This is a genomic window from Sorangiineae bacterium MSr11367, assembly GCA_037157805.1.
Lineage (GTDB): Bacteria > Myxococcota_A > Polyangia > Polyangiales > Polyangiaceae > Pendulispora > Pendulispora rubella.
Genome location: CP089983.1, coordinates 8751217 through 8769430, shown reverse-complemented (window position 1 = coordinate 8769430; position 18214 = coordinate 8751217). Strand labels below are relative to the sequence as shown.

Here is an 18214-nt window from a genome sequence, read left to right as displayed (position 1 = left end):
CACCCATTAACGGTGGGCCGTTCGAGCAAGGCCGACGTGTCCCTCGACGATGCCTGCGTCTCGGAGCTCCACGTCGAACTCGTCGTGCACGACGAGGGCATCGAGGTGCGAGATCTCGACAGCCACAATGGCATTTACCATGCGGGCTCGCGGATCTTGCGCGCGGTGGTGCCGCGAGGTGCGAGTCTGCATCTGGGCGAATCGACGATTTGCGTGGATGTTGTCGAAGCATCATCGACGGCGCCGCGTCCGCCGCGCGATTCGTTCCACGCGCTTCACGGCAAGAGTGAGGTCATGCGTGAGCTCTTCTCGCACCTGGAGAGGCTCGCGCCCACCGAGCTTTCCGTGTTCATCGAAGGGCCCACGGGCAGCGGCAAAGAGTTGATCGCGCGTGCCCTTCACGACGAGAGCCCGCGTGCGAAAGGCGAGTTCGTCGTGCTCGACTGTGCCGCGCTCCCGCCGGCCCTGGCCGAGTCCGTTCTGTTCGGGCATGCCAAAGGAGCGTTCACCGGCGCGAGCGAAGCACGCATCGGCGTTTTCGAACGGGCCCACGGCGGCACCGTGTTCCTCGACGAGATTGGCGATCTGCCGCTCGACCTGCAACCGAAACTGCTGCGCGTCTTGGAACAACGCGAGGTGACGCGCGTCGGTGAGCAGCAGTCTCGTCCTGTTTCCGTACGCATCCTGTCCGCGACGTGGCGAAATCTCCGCCGCATGGTGAATCAGGGCTTCTTCCGCGGAGACCTGTATTTTCGCTTGGCACAAACCTGCGTGGTGCTGCCTTCCCTCGCGCACCGTCGCGACGACATCGAGCTTCTCGTGTCGGAGTTCTTACGATGTCTGCCTCCGGAGGCCGCGTGTGCCCGCGCGATCTCGGGGGAAGCTCTGGACGAGCTCCGCGCGCGCGACTTTCCAGGCAATGTGCGCGAACTCAAGAACGTGATCGAGCGCGCGGCGTACATGTGCAACGGCGCGCTCATTCGCCCGCAGGATCTCGCGTTCGACAGGCTTCTCGCTCGGGCGCCGAGGAACGATGGCGCCGAAACGGAAATTCCCGATTTCAAGGAAGCCAAGCGAACGGCGGTGGACGATTTCGAGCGGAGCTACCTGCAGCGACTGATCGCGAAGACGAACGGAAACATCGCCATGGCCGCGGGGCTGGCCGCGATCGAACGGCACCACTTGCGCTCGCTCCTCAAACGACACGGGCTGCACAATCCGAAATAGGAATGGTCCCATGACCGTTTTGCACCTGGATCACGTGGTTCATTTTGGTGGTCACGGTCGTGAGTGTCGGCGCGCAGCCTCCCCTTGGGGGACGATGGTGTGCCGCGCACCGACATGGCCTCGATGGAAGGCCTTCTCGCCCGAGGGAGGCGATGCGAATAATGGCATAATGCGCGCATGTCTAGCGGCTTATGCAGATTCCGTTCAACGCGAAGTCGCTGATCACGATCACCGTAGTATCGCTCGCCGCGATGGCGGCTCCGGGATGCAGCTCGCGCGAAGATGGGCCCCCCGCGCAGAACAGCGTGGATGCTCTCTCGAGTGCGGATCGCTTCCCACGGTATGAGAAAATTCGCGATTCGGCGCATGCGCGCGGAATCGGCAATGCGTACCTGCTGGCAGGTATCGCCATGCACGAGTCGGCCGGGCTCGCGATGTGTTGGTCCGAGTTGACCTGGGCATGCCAGGGACCAAACTCTCCCGATTGCGGAGGTGGCCCCATCATGGCCGGCTCCGGAGACGGAGCCTGCTCGTCGCAGCAAGGCGGTCTGGGCATGTTCCAATTCGATGCAGGTACCTATTGGGACACCATCAATCGGTACGGAGAGGACGTGCTGACCATCGATGGCCAGGTTCGCCACGCCATCGATTACGCCGTCAACATGGTCAAAGTGTCGGCCTATACGACGGACGCCGAGACCGATGACAAGGCGCGAGCATGGATCAACCGCTTCGACATCAACAATGGCACGCTCCGCGACCAGTGGATCAAAACCGTACTGAGTGAGTACAACGGATGCCGCAGTCCGGACTGGAGCTGCTGGGCACCCCGCTACCAGGCGTACAATGACGCTCTCTCTCAAGTGCTCGACGAAACGCCGGCAGGCTTCTGGGGGGCGGTGGGGATCACCTGCGAGGGCGGCAGCGGTACCGTGGTAGGGATGATCGCCGAGAAGTACCGCGCCCTCGGTGGGTGCGGATCGATCCTGGGCGTGCCGAAGAGCAACGAAATGACCACGCCCGACGGCGCCGGCCGTTACAGCGTCTTCGATCGCGGATCGATCTACTGGACGGAGGCACTGGGCGCGCACGAGGTCCACGGTGCCATTCGCGACAAATGGAAGGACGTCGGTTGGGAGACGGGGGCGCTCGGATATCCGATCAGCGACGAGACCCCGACGCCGGACCAGATGGGGCGCTACAACGTGTTCGAGCGCGGTTCGATCTATTGGACGGAGTCGACCGGTGCGCACGAGGTTCGCGGTGCGATTCGGGACAAATGGAAGGAGCTCGGCTGGGAAGCCGGAAGAATGGGTTATCCGATTTCCGACGAATACTCGGTCGCGGTGGGTCGCAAGAGCGACTTTCAAAAAGGCTCGATCACCTGGAACGAAAAGAGCAATCAGACGACCGTCGAAATGAAATAAGAATCGAGCAGCGAATCCTGGACGAAACCTGGAGGTCTGGCATGACATCATTCGGTTCTCTCCGCCCGCTCGTCATCGCGCTGTCGTGCAGCGTGTGGGCATGCTCCTCCGCCACCCGAGAGGAGAACGTGATCGAGCAGGCGAGCACATTCGCCGATACGGCATTCTGTCCGGCGGAGGGCCCGATCACGCAGGGCTATCACGAGGGGCACGATGGCGTGGACATTGGCGGTCCGCTCAGCGCGCCTATTTTCGCCACGGCGGCGGGCTCGGTGACGGCGTCCGGTCCTGCACAGGGTTACGGACAATGGATTCGGATCCGGCACGACGATGGCAGCATGACCGAATATGGACACATGCATACCCGCTTCGTCGAGGTCGGGGACCATGTGAACGGTGGCGATCGCATCGCACTCATTGGCGCAGAAGGCCAGGCCACGGGGCCGCACCTCCATATCCGCACGTACAACCGCGAAGGCGACGGGCATGGAATCGATCCCGTGGACTACCTCGGCGCCCGCGGAGTCCCGCTGCCGTGCCAAGCCGGGCAGGGCGGCGGCGGCTCGACGACGTGCTCGGGAGGAGATGGGGCGACGGTGGGCGCCATCAACGTCAAGTACCGGGCGCTGGGCGGTTGTGACTCCGTTCTTGGAGTCCCCCGTTCCGACGAGCTCACCACGCCGGACACGCGCGGTCGTTACAACGTCTTCGATCGCGGATCCATCTACTGGACCCCATCGACCGACGCCCACGAAGTTCACGGCGCGATTCGTGACAAGTGGAGCGACTCGAAATGGGAGGCGGGGCACTTGGGATACCCCATCACCGACGAGTTCACGGCCCCGGATGGCAATGGGCGCTTCAACGTGTTCGAGGGAGGATCCATCTATTGGACATCGTGGACGGGGGCCCACGAAGTGCGCGGGGCCATTCGCGACCGGTGGAAGGACGAGGGATGGGAAAAAGGCCGTCTCGGATATCCAACTTCGGACGAGCACGACGTTGGAAGTGATAGGCAAAGCGACTTCGAGCATGGATCCATCCAATGGATTCGTGCGACCAACGAAACGAAGGTCGTCATGAAGGCAAATCCGTAACGGAATGAATGTTGCTCACCGGAGGCTCATGATTTTTCGTCATCCCATTTGGTTCGTCGCGTTGCTCGCCGCGTGTAGCAGTCAAGGAGGAACGGGCTCCGACGGCACCAAAGACCCAGGTAGTCGCGAACAGGCGGGCAGCGGTACGGATGCTCCGCCGGCGGCATCGCCCTTTGCTTTGGCCCAGAGCGTCGATCGGGCGCGCTATACCGCGGACCTCACCGCCATTGCGAAGGAGCGCACCCCGCAGAATTCGCAATGGCAGTCGGTGCAAGACCTTTGTGCGACCCGCTTTGCGCAATACGGCTTCACGGTGGAGCGCCGCCATTACGCCTCCGGTGTCAACGTCGTGGGGGTGAAGCCGGGAACCTCGGCCACCGACAAAGCTCATCAAATCATCGTAGGAGCCCATTACGACAGCGTGGCCAATTGCCCGGGTGCCGACGACAATGGCAGCGGTGTGGCCGGCACCCTGGAGGTGGCCAGGGTGCTCGGCCAGGCGAGCTTCCCCCGCACCCTGACGCTCATGTGCTGGGACGAAGAGGAGAGCGGCTACAAGGGGTCGACCTCCACCGCCAAACAATCCTCGCAAGGTCACGACATCATCGACGCGGTGTTCGACTTCGAAATGATCGCGTTCAAGAACGACGCAGAGAACTCGCAGCAATTTCCCACCGGGATCGAGCTCGTGGCGCCGCAGCAAGCGCAATGGCTCAAGGCCAACAAGAACCGCGGCAACTTCATCGCTACATTCGGCAACCCGGGAACGGAAAATGCGCTCAATGTCTTTGCGGTTTACGCGCAAAAGGTCGGGGTTCTCAACCTCGCCACGGGGCTCACACCGCTCGGCATGTTGAACCCTCTGCTGGGCGACCTTCGCCGCTCGGACCACGGCCCTTATTGGACCGAGGGTTATCCGGCCGTCATGGTCACCGACACGGCCAATTTCCGCAATCCGGCCTATCACTGCTTGAACGGAACGGTGGACGACCTGAGCCAACTCAATTTCGAGTTCGCGACGCAAGTCGTAAAGAGCGTCGTGGGCGCAAGCGCCGAGATGCTGGGGTTGCCCCGCGACATCTGACCGGGTTGTGCCGGCTGTGTGCCATCCGGATCGTGCTGGCATCGTTCTGCTCGACGTTGGGCCGTTTTTCGCCGAGAAGACGCGAACCTGTAGGCTGCGGCATACAGGTTGCGTAACGGCGGTTCATGCGCTCTTTTCTCCCGCTTTCTTCGTTGGCGGCTTTTTCGGCACTCGCCCTCAGCGCCGCGTCGCTCGGCTGCAGCAGCAACGATGGCAACTCCGCCGCCGAGCCGAATGTCGTGAAATCCGATCTCGCACGCGATATGGCGCCCGCAGCGACGCCCGCCGACGTGGTGGCGCTCACCGCGGCCAACACCGATTTCGCGTTCGACTTTTACCGCGCCGCCGACCGCAAGCTCGCGGGCCAAAATATGTTCTTCTCGCCGCACAGCATCTCGGTGGCGCTGGCCATGACCTACGCCGGCGCCCGCGGGACGACCGCGCAGGAAATGTCGAAAGCCCTGCACTTCGCCCAGGCGCCTGCGGCATTGCATTCGACGATGAACGCGGTGGACCTCGCGCTTTCGAGCCGCGGCAAGGGCGAAAAGGGGGCCGATGGGCAGCCGTTTCGGCTTCGCGTCGTCAATTCGAACTGGGCCAACACCGGCACACCGTTCGAGAAGCCCTTCCTCGATACGCTTGCCCGTGATTACGGCGCCGGCATGTACGTGACCGATTTCCAACGAGAGCCGGAACCATCGCGCATCTCGATCAACCTGTGGACGAGCCGCCAAACGGAAAACCGCATCAACGATCTCATCCCGGAAGGGATCATCGACGCGAGCACGCGGATGGTGCTGGTCAACGCCGTCTATTTCAACGCCGAGTGGCGCGCGAAGTTCGATGCCAAGGTCACGGCCAAACAAGATTTCAAGCACCTCGACGGCACGAGCCAGAGTGCCGATTCGATGACCCAGCAGGAGACCTTCCCGTACGCCGAAGCCGATAGCTACCAGGCCGTGGAGCTGCCGTACGCCGGTGGCGACACCTCCATGGTGGTGGTGCTGCCGAAGGAGGGCAGCTGGGCGACCTTCGAATCGGCGTTCGACGGAGCGATCTACCGAACGATCACCGCGAGCCTCGCGCCGGCGGCCGTCAAAGTCTCGCTGCCGAAGTTCAAGATCTCCGGTGCTTCGATGAGTCTGAAGGAATCGCTCTCCCAACTCGGCATGCCCACGCCCTTCACGGGGAGCGCCGATTTCTCGGGTATCCTGAACCCCAGCGTGGAATCCCTCATGCTGCAGGATGTGCTCCACCAAGCCTTCGTCCGTGTCGACGAGGCAGGCACCGAGGCGGCGGCCGCCACCGCCGTGGGGTTGGGTCGTGGTGCTGCGCCCATCGGGGTGAAGACCTTCAACGCGAACCGCCCCTTTTTCTTTTTCATCCGCGACATCCCCACGAGGGCCCTGGTCTTCTTCGGTCGCGTGACCGATCCGCGGCAATAAGACGATTCACGAAGGGCCGCCGAAGAAGACAAAGGGAAGAACGCACAACGCGAGCAGGAGGGCGACGGTGCAAAGGGTGCAGAAGGCGATGGCCAGCTGCTTGGCCATCGCCGTGAGCACACCGGTGGGGGAGGGCCAGTCCATCACGACCTCCCATCGCGGCTCGACGCGGTAGGTGGGGCGCACCCACTGCTCCAGGGTCATCGTGCCGCTCCCCGAGACGTAGAGGCGCAGCCCAGCGATGTCCCCGCGGGCGACCGATCGGAGCCAGGCTTGTCGCCGGCGGTTGCGCGCGATGGCGACAGCGCCCCGTGCAGCCCCTGCGACGATCAGGGCTCCTCCGAGCCACGGGATGCCAGGAAGCGGGGAGAGCTGCGCCGCGCACCAAATGGACAGGGCGCCGACGGCAACGAGCCAGGTCGCGGTGGCGGCCGCGCGCAGGTCCGGTGGGTGATTGGGCTGGATGAGACCGAGAAGGCTCACGAGCAAGGGCATGGCGAGAAGACGGATCACCAACGTTGAAGCGTCCGCGGCGCGCACCCCGCTACCCGGAATGGACTCCACGCGCAGGCCGTCCAGCACCATGACCGCGATGACGGCGCCCAGCAGGAACCCCATTGGGGCGACGATGGCACTTCGATGAGGGCGATCGCGATGGCGCGATCGGGCCATCACGGCGATGGCCACGCTGGCGAAGGTGCAGCCGAACGCCGTGACGCACACGCTTCGACGGTCCGGCAACTGAGCGAGAGAAAGAAGGCCCATTCCAAAGAGCACGGCGGCGACAGCCACGCGCCGGTGCTCCAGGCGGGTGGGCCGCAAGAAAGCAGGTATCATTCGTCCTTGGCTAAGGTGTCCGGACCCCCACCGCCGGGATCGAGCATTCGTACGGTGTACGTGCGCTGCATTTCGCGCCGATCGAAGAGGTCGCTTCGTCGCATCGAGCGGCGTTGCACGTTGCAACGTGCAACGCGGTTTGGTGCGACGCTCTCGCGCCATCGCGCGGGGCGCGCGCCAAAGAGGCCCATGGCACCGCATCTGCAGCCTACGCGGGCGGGAGAATTCCATGGCGCCTCGGGAAAGGTCAACACGAGCGGCCGCGCTGCTGTTCATCGCCGCAACGGCGGGGTGCTATCACTACCGCGTGGCCGCACCGGCCGTGGCCAATGCCAACGAACCGGTATCGAGCACCAAATGGTCGCTTCTTTGGGGCGCCATCCAGAATGAGTCGACGGATACTTCGTGTATCTGCTTGAACAATGGCATCAAGGAGGTCACCGCCTCTACGAACTTTGGTTATGTGATGCTGAGCATTGCCTCGCTCGGCATTGCGGTGCCCATTCGTATGGAATACGTGTGCGGCAAACCTCCGCCGGGCACCGCGCCGCCCGGCCCTCCGATGGCCGGCCAATGCCCGAACATGGCGACGTATCCGGTGCCCGCGACCACCACGGTGCCGAATCGGCGCGACGATGGATCGTTTTGAAAGACGTGGCCCCATGGCAAGCCCGCTCATCACCCTTGGCGAGAACACCGTCTGGGAGAACAAGCACCGCACCGTGAGCCTCACGCCGCGTCTCTTTTGCGACGTGTGGAACATGTGGTTGGAGCCCCCCGCGTCGAACGAGCCTATCTGGCGGGCCGGCCTCGCGGGGCTGCGTGCGCTCGTTGCCAAGGCCGAGGCGCAGAACCTGCGCATCCGCGGGTTGGGCGGAGCCTGGTCGCTCTCTCGGGCGGCGGCGACTCACGACATCATGGTGAACACCAAGCCATTGAATTACATCGAACTTGGCTTTCGCGATAGTAGCTTGGATATCGGCTTTTCGGGCAATCCAGACGCCCTCTGTTTCGCCCAATGCGGTGCCAGCGTGATGGAGCTGTATCAATACCTCGAAGCCCGTGGCTACACCCTTCCGACGTCGGGCGCCAGCAATGGACAAACCATCGCCGGTGCGGTGTCTACGGGAACGCATGGTTCGGCCAATGCCATCGGATCCATGCAGGATTACGTGCTCGGACTTCATATGGTGATCGACGGCGGCCGTCATCGCTGGATCGAACGCGCTTCGAAGCCCGTCGTCTCGCAGGCCTTCTGCCACGCCATCGGTGCCGAGCTTTTGCGCGACGATGCGCTCTTCGACGCGGCGGTGGTGGGCTTTGGAAGCTTCGGACTGATGCACGCGGTTTTGTTCGAAGCCGAACCCCTATTTTTGCTCGAAAAGAGCCTCGTGCGCATGGACTACGACCGCGTGCACCCGGTCCTTGGCACGCTCGACGTCGAGGCATTGGGCTTGAGCGGCGGGGCCGAGCTGCCGTTCCACTTCGAGGTCGTCGTCAACCCGTACCGCGTATCGCGCGGGCAGCGCGGCGCTTACGTTCGGTACATGTACAAGCGCCCGCATCGACCGGTGGCCGTGCCCACCGGCGGGTCGACGTGGGTGCAGGGCGACGACGTCATGACCCTGCTCGGCACGGCGACGGGGTGGACGCCCGAGCTCGTGCCCGTGCTTCTGGAGCCCATTCTGTCCGCGCAGCTCGGTCCCGTGCAAGGCGTTGCGGGAACCCCGGGGTTCCAATTTGGCGCCACCGATCTTCGCGGCGACGTCATGAGCACAGAGATTGGCGTGGCCTTGGCGGATGCACCGCAGGCGGTCGATGCCATCATCGAGGTGGCGAACCGTTTTCCTTGGTCCGGTTTTCCCGCCATCCGATACGTGAAAGGCTCCGACGCGACCTTGGCCTTCACGCACTTTTCGCCGATGGCATGCACCATCGAGCTCCCGTCCGCGGGCTCACCGCGCACGCTGGAAGCGTTTCACCGCGTGTGGGACGAGCTTCGCGCCCGCGGTATCCGGTTTACCATGCATTGGGGTCAAAATATGCGTGAAGACCGCGCGCTCATCGAATACGGCCACGGCGCCCGTGTCGAAGAATGGCTCCGCGCACGACGCTCGCTGCTGGGGGCGACCGGTCAGCGCATCTTCGGCAGCGATTGGCTCACGGCGTGCGGTCTCGGCTGATTGTATCGATATACGTATTACGTATTACGAAGTTGGACCCGTGACCTGCTTCATCCGAGCGTTTGCGGACGCAACGCAGCATCATGCGTCATCGCGGATCCGGTAGAGGTACAGGAACGGGACAGCGTGAATCGGGCACGGACGTCGAGAAGGGTTGTGCGTACATGGATTCGCCCATGCGCGTCGTCTTTTGCTCATTGCGGGTGCTGTCGCAAATCGTTTATACGTGCCCGACTGACTTTCACGTAGTCCAGACTCGGCGTTTCTCCAGAGCAGTCGAACATACATTGAATTGGACCGGCGAATCACCGCTCGGTAGAGGAGCATTCGAGTGAACTCAAAAGAGAGATGGACGTCGGTGCGAACCGACGCGCTGGGCGCGTTGTTCCTCTTCGTGACCCTTGGCTTTCCAACAGGCTGCTCTTCCCGACCCGATCCCGAGAGCATCGGAGTCGATGCGTGTGACGGGTACATCATCGTTTATCAGGACTGCCTTCGAAGGATGGGCGTCTCCGGCCGCCCGTTGTACGCCCGCCTCGGCGCCGCGCGCACCTCGATGATGGTCGCTGCAAGCACGGGAGAAGCGGCTCGCGCCGCCCTTCAGGTCCGATGCATCGAGGCAACCAACCAATTGGCGCAATCTTGTCCCTAACGCACTAACTGGCTTTGAGTCAGTGAGCCCGGGGTTTGGTCATCGAAATCGATCATGGGTCGAAACGATAGATTCATCCAATCGGTTGCCAATCATGCTTCGGGCGCACAACCCCTGTCCGTATGAGCAAAACGGATTTTGCACTTTCCCACCACAAGACCGACGTTCATGGCGTCCGACTCCATTACGTTCTCGCGGGACGGGGCGAGCCCGTGGTTCTTCTGCACGGTTTTCCGCAGACGTGGTTCGAATGGCGAAAGATCATCCCCGTGCTCGCGGAGCGCTTTACGGTGATCGCACCCGATTACCGCGGTGCGGGCCATTCGAGCCGACCCGTGTCGGGGTACGACAAACGCACCATGGCCGAGGACATTCGCCAATTGGTTCGCCATCTCGGATTCGAGCGCGCGACCATCATCGGTCATGACATCGGTCTCATGGTGGCCTACGCCTACGCGGCCGCGTACCCCGAGGCGACCTCCAAGCTGGTGGTCATGGATGCCCCGTTGCCGGGAACCAAGGTGTGGGACCGTCTCGTCCACGATCCGCGCGTCTGGCATTTCGCGTTTCACGGCGCGCGTGACGTCGCCGAGATGCTGGTTGCCGGCAAGGAGCGCGAATACTTGACCACGTTCTACGACGCCCGCATCTACGATCCGAGCGCGTTCACCCGTGAGGACATCGACGAGTACGTACGTTCCTACGCCGCCCCCGGGGCCATGCGGGCCGGCTTCGAGGTCTACCGCGCCTTTCCACAAGACGTTGTGGACAACCGTGCCTCGATGCGGGCTCCCCTGGAGATGCCGGTGCTTGCGTTGGGCGGCGCGCACAGCACGAGTGGACCGCTTCTCGAAGAGATGATGCGCGAGGTCGCCCGCGATGTAACCGGAGCCGTCGTACCCCATGCTGCGCATTGGTTGCCGGAGGAGAACCCCGCGTTCGTGCTGGAGCAGCTGCGGGCGTTCCTCTGAGGGTGCTGATCGAACCGCCAAGACGCCAAGGACGCCAAGATGGATTGATGTGGTGCAGCTCCGAGTAACGCCTCGATCACGCATCCCATCCTTGGCGCTCTTGGCGCCTTGGCGGTTCGCTTCATTCCCCTGTATCAGGTCCTAGTCCTCGCGGCGGTACTGCGCGAGTTTGTAGACCAGGGTCCGTCGGGAGATGCCGAGACGGGCGGCGGCGCGGGTTTGGTTGCCACCCTCGGCGGCGATGGCTTCCTCGATGGTCTTGCGCTCCACTTCGTTCACGCGTTGTCGGATGCGGGACGTCGGGGCGCGGGATGAGGCGGGTTGCAGGACGGCGCCGGTCTGGATCTCGGACGGGAAGTGCTCGCAGCGCAACGTGGAGCCGTCGGCCATGACGAAGGCATGTTCGACGGCATTGCGAAGCTCGCGCACGTTGCCGGGCCACGGATAGGCCATCAGCATGGTGATCGCGTCCGGTGCGATCGTGGGGGGTGGTGCGCCGGTCTCGGTCGCCAGTTTGTTCACGAAGATTTCGGCGAGGAGGCAAACTTCCGCGAGGCGGTCGCGCAGGGGCGGGACGCGCACCATGAAAGGGCTGATGCGATAATAGAGATCGGCACGGAACCGCTCGATGCCGACGAACGCTTGCAGGTCCCTGTGCGTGGCACAGACGACGCGAACGTCGATGGGGATCGGGGAGGTGCCGCCCAGACGGGTGAGCGCCCGATTCTCGAGGACGTTGAGCAGCTTCACCTGCGCGGCCGAGGACAACTCGCCAATCTCGTCCAGGAAGATGGTCCCGCCCTGGGCTGCTTCGAAGTAGCCCGCCTTCCTTCGGTCCGCGCCGGTGAACGCGCCACGCTCGTACCCGAAAAGCTCGCTCTCGAGCAGCGTCTCCGGGATGCCGGCACAGTTCACGCGGACGAGTGGCTTCTCCGCCCGCGGACTCCACTGATGGAGCTGCTGCGCGAGCACGTCCTTGCCGCTCCCCGTTTCGCCCAAGATCAGGACCGTCGTCGCCATTCGTGCCACCTTGCGCACGCTGGCGTAGACGCGGGCCATCTCGGGGTCGGCGAGGACGATGTCGACCTGGTGCTCCGCCCCCGCATTCACGCTCGACGACGTCGACGAACGCGTACCCCAGACCCGTCCCGCCTGCGTGGCGACGATCAGCTGGCATTCGCCGATCACGACGATGTCGCCCGGGCCGATGCGGACCGTGGCGGAACGCAGGGCGTGTCCATTCACGAGCGTCCCGTTGCGGCTGCCGAGATCCTCGACGGTGAGTGCGCCGTTCGCAAACATCAGCTTTGCGTGGTGCCGCGAGACCTCCGCATCGTTCGCCACGATTTGAGCGTCTCTGGCCCGGCCGATGAGCCACTCGCGCCGTCCGCGGAGCTCGAACAACGACAGCTCGTTTCCGCTTCGTCGGATGAGAAACGGCTCAGAGAGCTCCTGTGGGCTGTCGAGCCCTATCAAGTCTTCACGAAAGAGCGGGACGGTCTCGGTTTCGTCGGCCGGACCCCGCGAGTGTTCGTCGACCATCGCATCCACTCCTGCCGACCCGTGCGCAGCGATGTTCCCCCGAACTGCCATGTCCCGCATCTTATCTCATGATGTGTGATGCACAACTGGCCGTTCAACGTTCAGAGCGGCTTATTTCTCCTCGTCACTCGGCACGTCGAGGTCGCCTATTGGCCTTCCAGCGTTCGACGTATCTCGAGATTTAATCACTCGTTGTCCATTCGACGAGCGAGCTCACGCATCGGTTGCGAAATATCGCCACCCCGCTCCAACATTGCAAATCGGTCCAACTTCAGCGGCAACGCCATGATTCGGCGGTCCGTCCATCGTGAGCGGCAAGCATCGGACCTGTGGGTTAAAATCCTTGTAGACACACGAAATACCTCAATCGGGGTATATCGTTTCAAATATTGGATGACGTATCCGAATTCCGTCCCAGTGAAACCACCGCAAGGTACGGGGATCGATTCATCCGACGACTACGCGCCTGGCGAATGCGGTTGCGATGCGGGTGAGGTTCCGCGCTGCTCACGGCGAGTCTGTGTTGCTTGTGAGCAATCGAGTGCTCTTCCTTGCTCCGTGTTGCGCAAACGTTTCGAGGGCGGGTGTCGGAACGGGTCGAGGCTGCCAATCGGATGCGGTGTTCGCGGCATCCGTTCATCGCCCGTCGCGCTGCCGCGACCGATGTGTGGCACAAGGCTGGCTACTACGACACCCAATGAATAGAGGCAGCCTTCATGGGGTGGGGGAGGCGAGGTCTTTGGTCGCGGGGGAAGGAACGTTTCCCGGCGCCGTGCCGAGGTTTCGCGTGCTCGCGCAGCTCGGTCAGGGCGGCATGGCCAACGTTCATCTGGCGATCGCTCGTGGCCCTGTCGGGTTCAGCAAGCTCGTCGTCCTCAAGTCGCTTCGCGCTGATCTGGTGGACGATCCTGCGATGGTGGAAATGTTCCTCCACGAGGCACGCATTGCGGCACGCCTCAACCATCCCAACGTCGTGCAGACGTTCGAAGTTGGGGAAGAGTCCGGGCATCACGCCATCGTGATGGAGTACCTGGAGGGGCAGACGCTCGCGCAAATTCGCCGGCGTGCCCGGGCGTCCGTGGGGGGCCTTCCTCTCGAGATCCATCTGCGCCTGCTCAACGATGTCCTCGGTGGGCTGCACTACGCGCACGAACTTTCGGACTACGACGGAACCGCCTTGGGCCTCGTCCACCGCGACGTCTCGCCGCAGAATATTTTCGTCACCTTCGACGGACAGGTCAAACTGCTCGACTTCGGAATCGCGACGCTCACGACCGGCCGTCGCATCGAGACGCAGACGGGCGTGCTCAAGGGCAAGATCGATTACATGTCGCCCGAGCAGATGATGGAGGCGGAACTCGATCGGCGTTCGGATCTCTTCGCGATGGGCATCATGCTCTGGGAGGCGGCGGCGGGCCGGCCCCTGTGGCAAGGGCTCACGGAAGTCGGCGTCATGAACCGCGTCCTCAATGGCGATATCCCACGGCTGCGCGACGTCAATCCGTTGGTGTCGAGGGGGCTCGAGCGCATCTGCCTCAAGGCCATGGCGAGATCGCGCGAGGAGCGCTATGCCACGGCGGCCGAGCTCCAACTCGATCTCGAGAGCGAACTCGCCTCCATGGGCGCGCCCATCAAGCAACGCGAGCTCGGTGGGTTCGTCGCGGACCTGTTTGCCGATGTTCGGGCCGAAAGGAAAACGTTCATCGATCTGCAGGTGCGCAGGGCTGCGCGGTTCTCTGGGAGCGAGTCCGATGCGCTCCGGCCGCTCCTGCTGCCCGTCCTGCGGAAGGAGCCGTCCAGTTGGGGCAGCGGGGACCTCGTGCCCTCGCAGCATCGGGGCGCGCTCTTGCGCAAGGCGTCGCGCGCGGCCTGGGGCGTCGTTCTCTCGCTGGGCACCGCATGCCTTTCCTCGCGGAAGTCGAAGGGCGTGCCCACCCCGTGAGGGCGGGGCGGGCCTGATCGAACCGCCAAGACGCCAAGGACGCCAAGGACGATGGATGTGCGGGGCTCGGAGGAAAGCCCTCGTTCACAACCATCGACCCTTGGCGCTCTTGGCGTCTTGGCGGTTCGACGAGATCGCTCGTCGTGAAGGAAATGCCAGCCGGCCCCGCGTCATGCGCCCGCGGTCGAATGCTTGTATCGGCGCCAGCATTCCGGACACCGCCATTCGGCTTGCAGCTCCCCGGATACCGTGCGCGACCTGGTCAAACGCCAGCCGTATTTCGCACTGATCAGCGTGTAGCTCGTATTCGTCGGCGGAGACTGCCTAAAACAATCCACGCACGCACGCTCCACCATGACTGTGTTGTCCATGGACCCGTGACCTCCTCCCACGAAAAAGTAGCGATATTCGCATACCGTATACGGTGTGAAAAAATCCGCCGAAGCGCGGCCTTCACTCGACTGAATCATCGGTCGCTCTATCGCGTGAGTCCGTCGATGACGGCCCCACGGACGTCGAGCCAGGCGCGCAGGCGTCGAGCCACGAATTGCGTCGAGAATTCGGAAACGAATGCCCATATCGAACCCTTGAATGGATACCCATGCTCTAGCGAGGCGCATGCCGGCGGTTCGCAGGGCGCCAGCGATGTGCCGTTCGTCGAGCAGCCGATGCGATGACGGCTCACCGTATGCGCAACCGTATGCTCAACCCGCGCAACGGATGACCATGCGCTCCTCGAACCACGCGCTCAGCTCGTGGACGATCCGTTCCCTCGCCGGCTGCCGCAAGAGGTCATGCGCCAAGCCCGGATACATGCGCATCCTTTTGTCGTGAGAGCGCACGCGGGCGTAGAGCGCCAAGGCCTCCCGCGGATCGGTCATCCGATCGAGGGTTCCCTGGAGGAGAAAGAGCGGAACGCGAAGGGTCGGCGCGCCCTCGAGAACGAACTGCCACGATACAGCGATCTCCGCCGCGGCCCCGCGCGTGATGCCGGCCGGATGGATGAGCGGATCCTTGCAGCCTGCCTTGAAATCAGGCTCGACCACGCAGGCATCCGAACGAAGGAGGGACGCGAGTCGCGCGCGCAGTGGAAGGGCGCGCTCGACGCGCGGTGCCGGCGCGATGACCGCCATGGAGTCGATGGCCAGGGTCGGCACGCTCATGACGTACGCGAGCGCAATCAGTCCGCCGATCGCGTTTCCCACCAGGAACAGACGCTTGGTGCGCCGCCGACGACGCAGTCGCTGAACATAGGTTTCGAGATCGGCGCAATGTTCCGCGAGCCGGAAATCGCCGCGGACACCCTCCGAATGGGCATGGCCCCGCAGATCGTAGCTATGGACGGCGAAGCGCTGATCGACCAGGCGGGATGCCATCCTCGAGTAACGACTGCAGTGGTCGTACAATCCGTGCACGAGGATGATGTCGGCGAGCGGTTCCGCATGCGGCTCCCAATGCCGCTCGAAAAGCACCGTGCCATCGGTGCCCACGAAGAACCCCGAGCGATGCACCACGTTCCGCGGCACATCGCGGGGTAGCGGAATATCCCGCGCCGGTGCGTAGGCTGCTCGTGCGGCCGTCGCACTTCTAAGCATGGTTCATTGGCATACGCGCCCCTCCGGCCGGGCTCGAGCAACGCGGATGCCAGAAGGACAGCAGTGCGAGACATCCACTGCGCGCGGCGCGCAAAGCGACCCCTGGAGCGCATGCCCATGCGCAGGTTGGGCAAGTCATTGCCCTTCCATCGGGCCGTGCTCCCTGAGATGCTCAAGCGCTGCATGGATACGATCGCGAACACGGTCACGTTGCGTAAGTTTATGTCCCACCGGTACGGCGTGGACCTTGCCGATTATCGCGCGTTGCGCGACTGGTCGGTGCGCGAGCTCGCGGCTTTCTGGGGCGGCCTCTGGGAGTACTTCGCGATCGAATCGCCCACGCCGTACGAGGCCGTGCTGAAGGACGGCCGCATGCCGGGCGCGCGGTGGTTCGAAGGGGCGCAGGTCAATTACGCGCGGCAGCTCCTTCGTCATGCCGAAGAAACCGGGGACTCGCCGGCGATCGTCTTTCGCAACGAGCGGATGCATCGCGAGGGCCATTCGTACGAGTTGTCGTGGTCCGAGCTGGCGCGCCGGAGTGCGGCCTTTGGCGCGGAGCTGCAGGCGATGGGCGTGCGCCGTGGCGACCGTGTGGCCGCGTATCTGCCGAACATCCCGGAGACGGTGATCGCGTTTCTCGGCTGCGCGTCCATCGGCGCGATCTGGAGCCTGTGTGCACCCGACATGGGGGTCGCCACGGTGCGCGATCGTTTCGCCCAGATCGAACCCAAGGTGCTCATCGCCTGCGACGGCGCGGTGTACGGCGGCAAGGTTCACGACCGCCGCGAGCTCGTGGGGAAGCTCCTTTCGTCGCTGCCCAGCGTCGAGTCGCTCGTCGTGGTGCCCAACCTCGAACGCGCGGGCGGGCCGAGCGTGCCAAGTGTCAGAGCGCCCGAGCTCGAAACGTGGACGGGCCGCGTCTCGAATTGGGATGCCTGCGTGCGCTCCGCGGAAGGGGCATCCCCCGAGTGGCTGCCGTTCGATCACCCGCTGTGGATCGTCTACAGCAGCGGGACGACGGGGTTGCCGAAGCCGATCGTGCACGGCCACGGCGGCGTCATGCTGGAGATGCTGAAGTTCCATGCCTTCCACTTGAACCTCGGACCGACTGCCACCACCGGCGACAGGTTCCATTGGTACTCGAGCACCGGTTGGGTGATGTGGAATGTGCAGATCTCCGCATTGCTCTTGGGGACGACGATATGCCTTTACGACGGGCATCCCACGTTCCCGCGCGCCGATACCCTCTGGTCGTACGCGTCGCAGGTCGGTGCCACCTTCCTCGGCGCGGGGGCGGCCTATTTCGCGATGTGCATGAAGGAAGGGTTCTCGCCGCGGGATGTCGACATTTCCAAATTGAAGGCCTTGGGCGCGACGGGCTCACCCCTCGCCGTGGAGGTCTACGAATGGGGTTACCGCGAAGTTCGCGAAGGCATCTGGTGGGCCGTTGTTGCCGGCGGGACGGATCTCGCGAGCGCATTCCTCGCGGGCACTCCGGAGCTTCCAACCGTGCCCGGTGAGATGCAAGGCTGCGCGCTCGCCGCGGACGTCGAGGCGTGGAGCGAAGATGGAACGCCGCTCGTCGACGAGGTCGGCGAGCTGGTGTGCAAACAGCCGATGCCGTCGATGCCCTTGATGTTCTGGGGCGATCCGGAACATCGTCGCTACATCGATAGCTATTTCGATGTCTTCCCTGGACGCTGGCGTCACGGAGATTGGTTGCGCATCGCACCGAGCGGAGGCGCGGTCATCTTCGGGCGCAGCGACGCGACGTTGAATCGTCACGGCCACCGATTGGGCACGAGCGAACTGTATCGCGTCGTCGAGGCGGTGCCGGAGGTGCTCGACAGCTTGGTCGTCGACCTCGAGTACCTCGGGCGGCCCAGCTACATGCCTTTGTTCGTGGCGCTCCGGCCCGGGGTGGAGCTCGATTCCGCCCTTCGAGAGACCTTGCGGCAGCGGATTCGTGAGGGCGTCTCACCGCGTTTCGTCCCCGACGATATCCTCCAGGTGCCCGAGATTCCGCGCACGCTGACGGGGAAGAAGCAGGAGCTGCCGGTGAAGAAGCTGCTGCTCGGCCGCGCGCTCACCGACGTCGTCAACCGCGATGCCTGCGCGAACCCCGCGGCCTTCGACTGGTTCGTCGAATTCGCCCAGCGTCGGCGCTGACCGACACGCGTCGCCGCGCGCCGACGCTCGATGGCGGGCGCGA

14 protein-coding genes are annotated in these 18214 nt (G+C 63.7%); 11 read left to right on the top strand and 3 right to left on the bottom strand.

The features are described 5' to 3' along the window. Positions 1–36 precede the first annotated feature (36 nt). From LVJ94_33835 to LVJ94_33815, 5 genes are all read left to right on the top strand, one after another. The gene (locus LVJ94_33835) at positions 37–1227 is read left to right on the top strand and encodes a sigma 54-interacting transcriptional regulator (protein ID WXB01887.1); all 1191 of its coding nucleotides are present in this window, start codon (positions 37–39) and stop codon (positions 1225–1227) included. Between the two features lie 191 nt (positions 1228–1418). After that, positions 1419–2654 (top strand): hypothetical protein, encoded by a 1236-nt coding sequence (locus LVJ94_33830; GenBank protein ID WXB01886.1) that lies wholly within the window; start codon positions 1419–1421, stop codon positions 2652–2654. Positions 2655–2695: 41 nt separating this feature from the next. Next, on the top strand, positions 2696–3751 hold the full coding sequence (locus tag LVJ94_33825) for a peptidoglycan DD-metalloendopeptidase family protein (protein WXB01885.1): 1056 nt from the start codon (positions 2696–2698) through the stop codon (positions 3749–3751). A 28-nt stretch (positions 3752–3779) separates the two neighbouring features. Next, on the top strand, positions 3780–4835 hold the full coding sequence (locus LVJ94_33820) for a M28 family peptidase (GenBank protein ID WXB01884.1): 1056 nt from the start codon (positions 3780–3782) through the stop codon (positions 4833–4835). A 125-nt stretch (positions 4836–4960) separates the two neighbouring features. After that, positions 4961–6280 carry a serpin family protein gene (locus LVJ94_33815; protein ID WXB01883.1) on the top strand — a complete coding sequence of 440 codons (1320 nt, stop codon included), beginning with the start codon at positions 4961–4963 and terminating at the stop codon, positions 6278–6280. A 6-nt stretch (positions 6281–6286) separates the two neighbouring features. Here LVJ94_33815 and LVJ94_33810 read toward each other — a convergent pair whose 3' ends face one another. Beyond that, positions 6287–7117: a hypothetical protein gene (locus LVJ94_33810; GenBank protein WXB01882.1), complete on the bottom strand. Its 831-nt coding sequence runs from the start codon at positions 7115–7117 to the stop codon at positions 6287–6289. Between the two features lie 229 nt (positions 7118–7346). Here LVJ94_33810 and LVJ94_33805 point away from each other — a divergent pair, with 229 nt between their 5' ends. The 4 genes from LVJ94_33805 (at position 7347) to LVJ94_33790 (ending at position 10923) form a co-directional block, all read left to right on the top strand. Further along, a complete protein-coding gene (locus LVJ94_33805) occupies positions 7347–7766 on the top strand; it encodes a hypothetical protein (protein WXB01881.1) in 420 nt (139 codons plus the stop codon). Between the two features lie 13 nt (positions 7767–7779). Next, positions 7780–9300, top strand: coding sequence for an FAD-binding protein (locus LVJ94_33800; GenBank protein WXB01880.1), 1521 nt, complete (start codon positions 7780–7782; stop codon positions 9298–9300). 358 nt (positions 9301–9658) lie between these two features. Beyond that, positions 9659–9952: a hypothetical protein gene (locus tag LVJ94_33795; GenBank protein ID WXB01879.1), complete on the top strand. Its 294-nt coding sequence runs from the start codon at positions 9659–9661 to the stop codon at positions 9950–9952. A gap of 122 nt (positions 9953–10074) precedes the next feature. Beyond that, positions 10075–10923: an alpha/beta hydrolase gene (locus tag LVJ94_33790; protein ID WXB01878.1), complete on the top strand. Its 849-nt coding sequence runs from the start codon at positions 10075–10077 to the stop codon at positions 10921–10923. A 141-nt stretch (positions 10924–11064) separates the two neighbouring features. Here LVJ94_33790 and LVJ94_33785 read toward each other — a convergent pair whose 3' ends face one another. Then, positions 11065–12516 carry a sigma 54-interacting transcriptional regulator gene (locus LVJ94_33785; GenBank protein WXB01877.1) on the bottom strand — a complete coding sequence of 484 codons (1452 nt, stop codon included), beginning with the start codon at positions 12514–12516 and terminating at the stop codon, positions 11065–11067. 721 nt (positions 12517–13237) lie between these two features. On the opposite strand from LVJ94_33785, the gene LVJ94_33780 reads away from it, so the two are divergent. Next, positions 13238–14407 carry a serine/threonine protein kinase gene (locus LVJ94_33780; GenBank protein ID WXB01876.1) on the top strand — a complete coding sequence of 390 codons (1170 nt, stop codon included), beginning with the start codon at positions 13238–13240 and terminating at the stop codon, positions 14405–14407. 704 nt (positions 14408–15111) lie between these two features. On the opposite strand, the gene LVJ94_33775 is transcribed toward LVJ94_33780, so the two are convergent. Beyond that, complete coding sequence (locus LVJ94_33775) at positions 15112–16002, bottom strand: lysophospholipase (GenBank protein ID WXB01875.1); 891 nt, start codon at positions 16000–16002, stop codon at positions 15112–15114. Between the two features lie 183 nt (positions 16003–16185). On the opposite strand from LVJ94_33775, the gene LVJ94_33770 reads away from it, so the two are divergent. Next, a complete protein-coding gene (locus LVJ94_33770; protein ID WXB01874.1) occupies positions 16186–18171 on the top strand; it encodes an acetoacetate--CoA ligase in 1986 nt (661 codons plus the stop codon). The last annotated feature ends 43 nt before the right edge of the window (positions 18172–18214 follow it).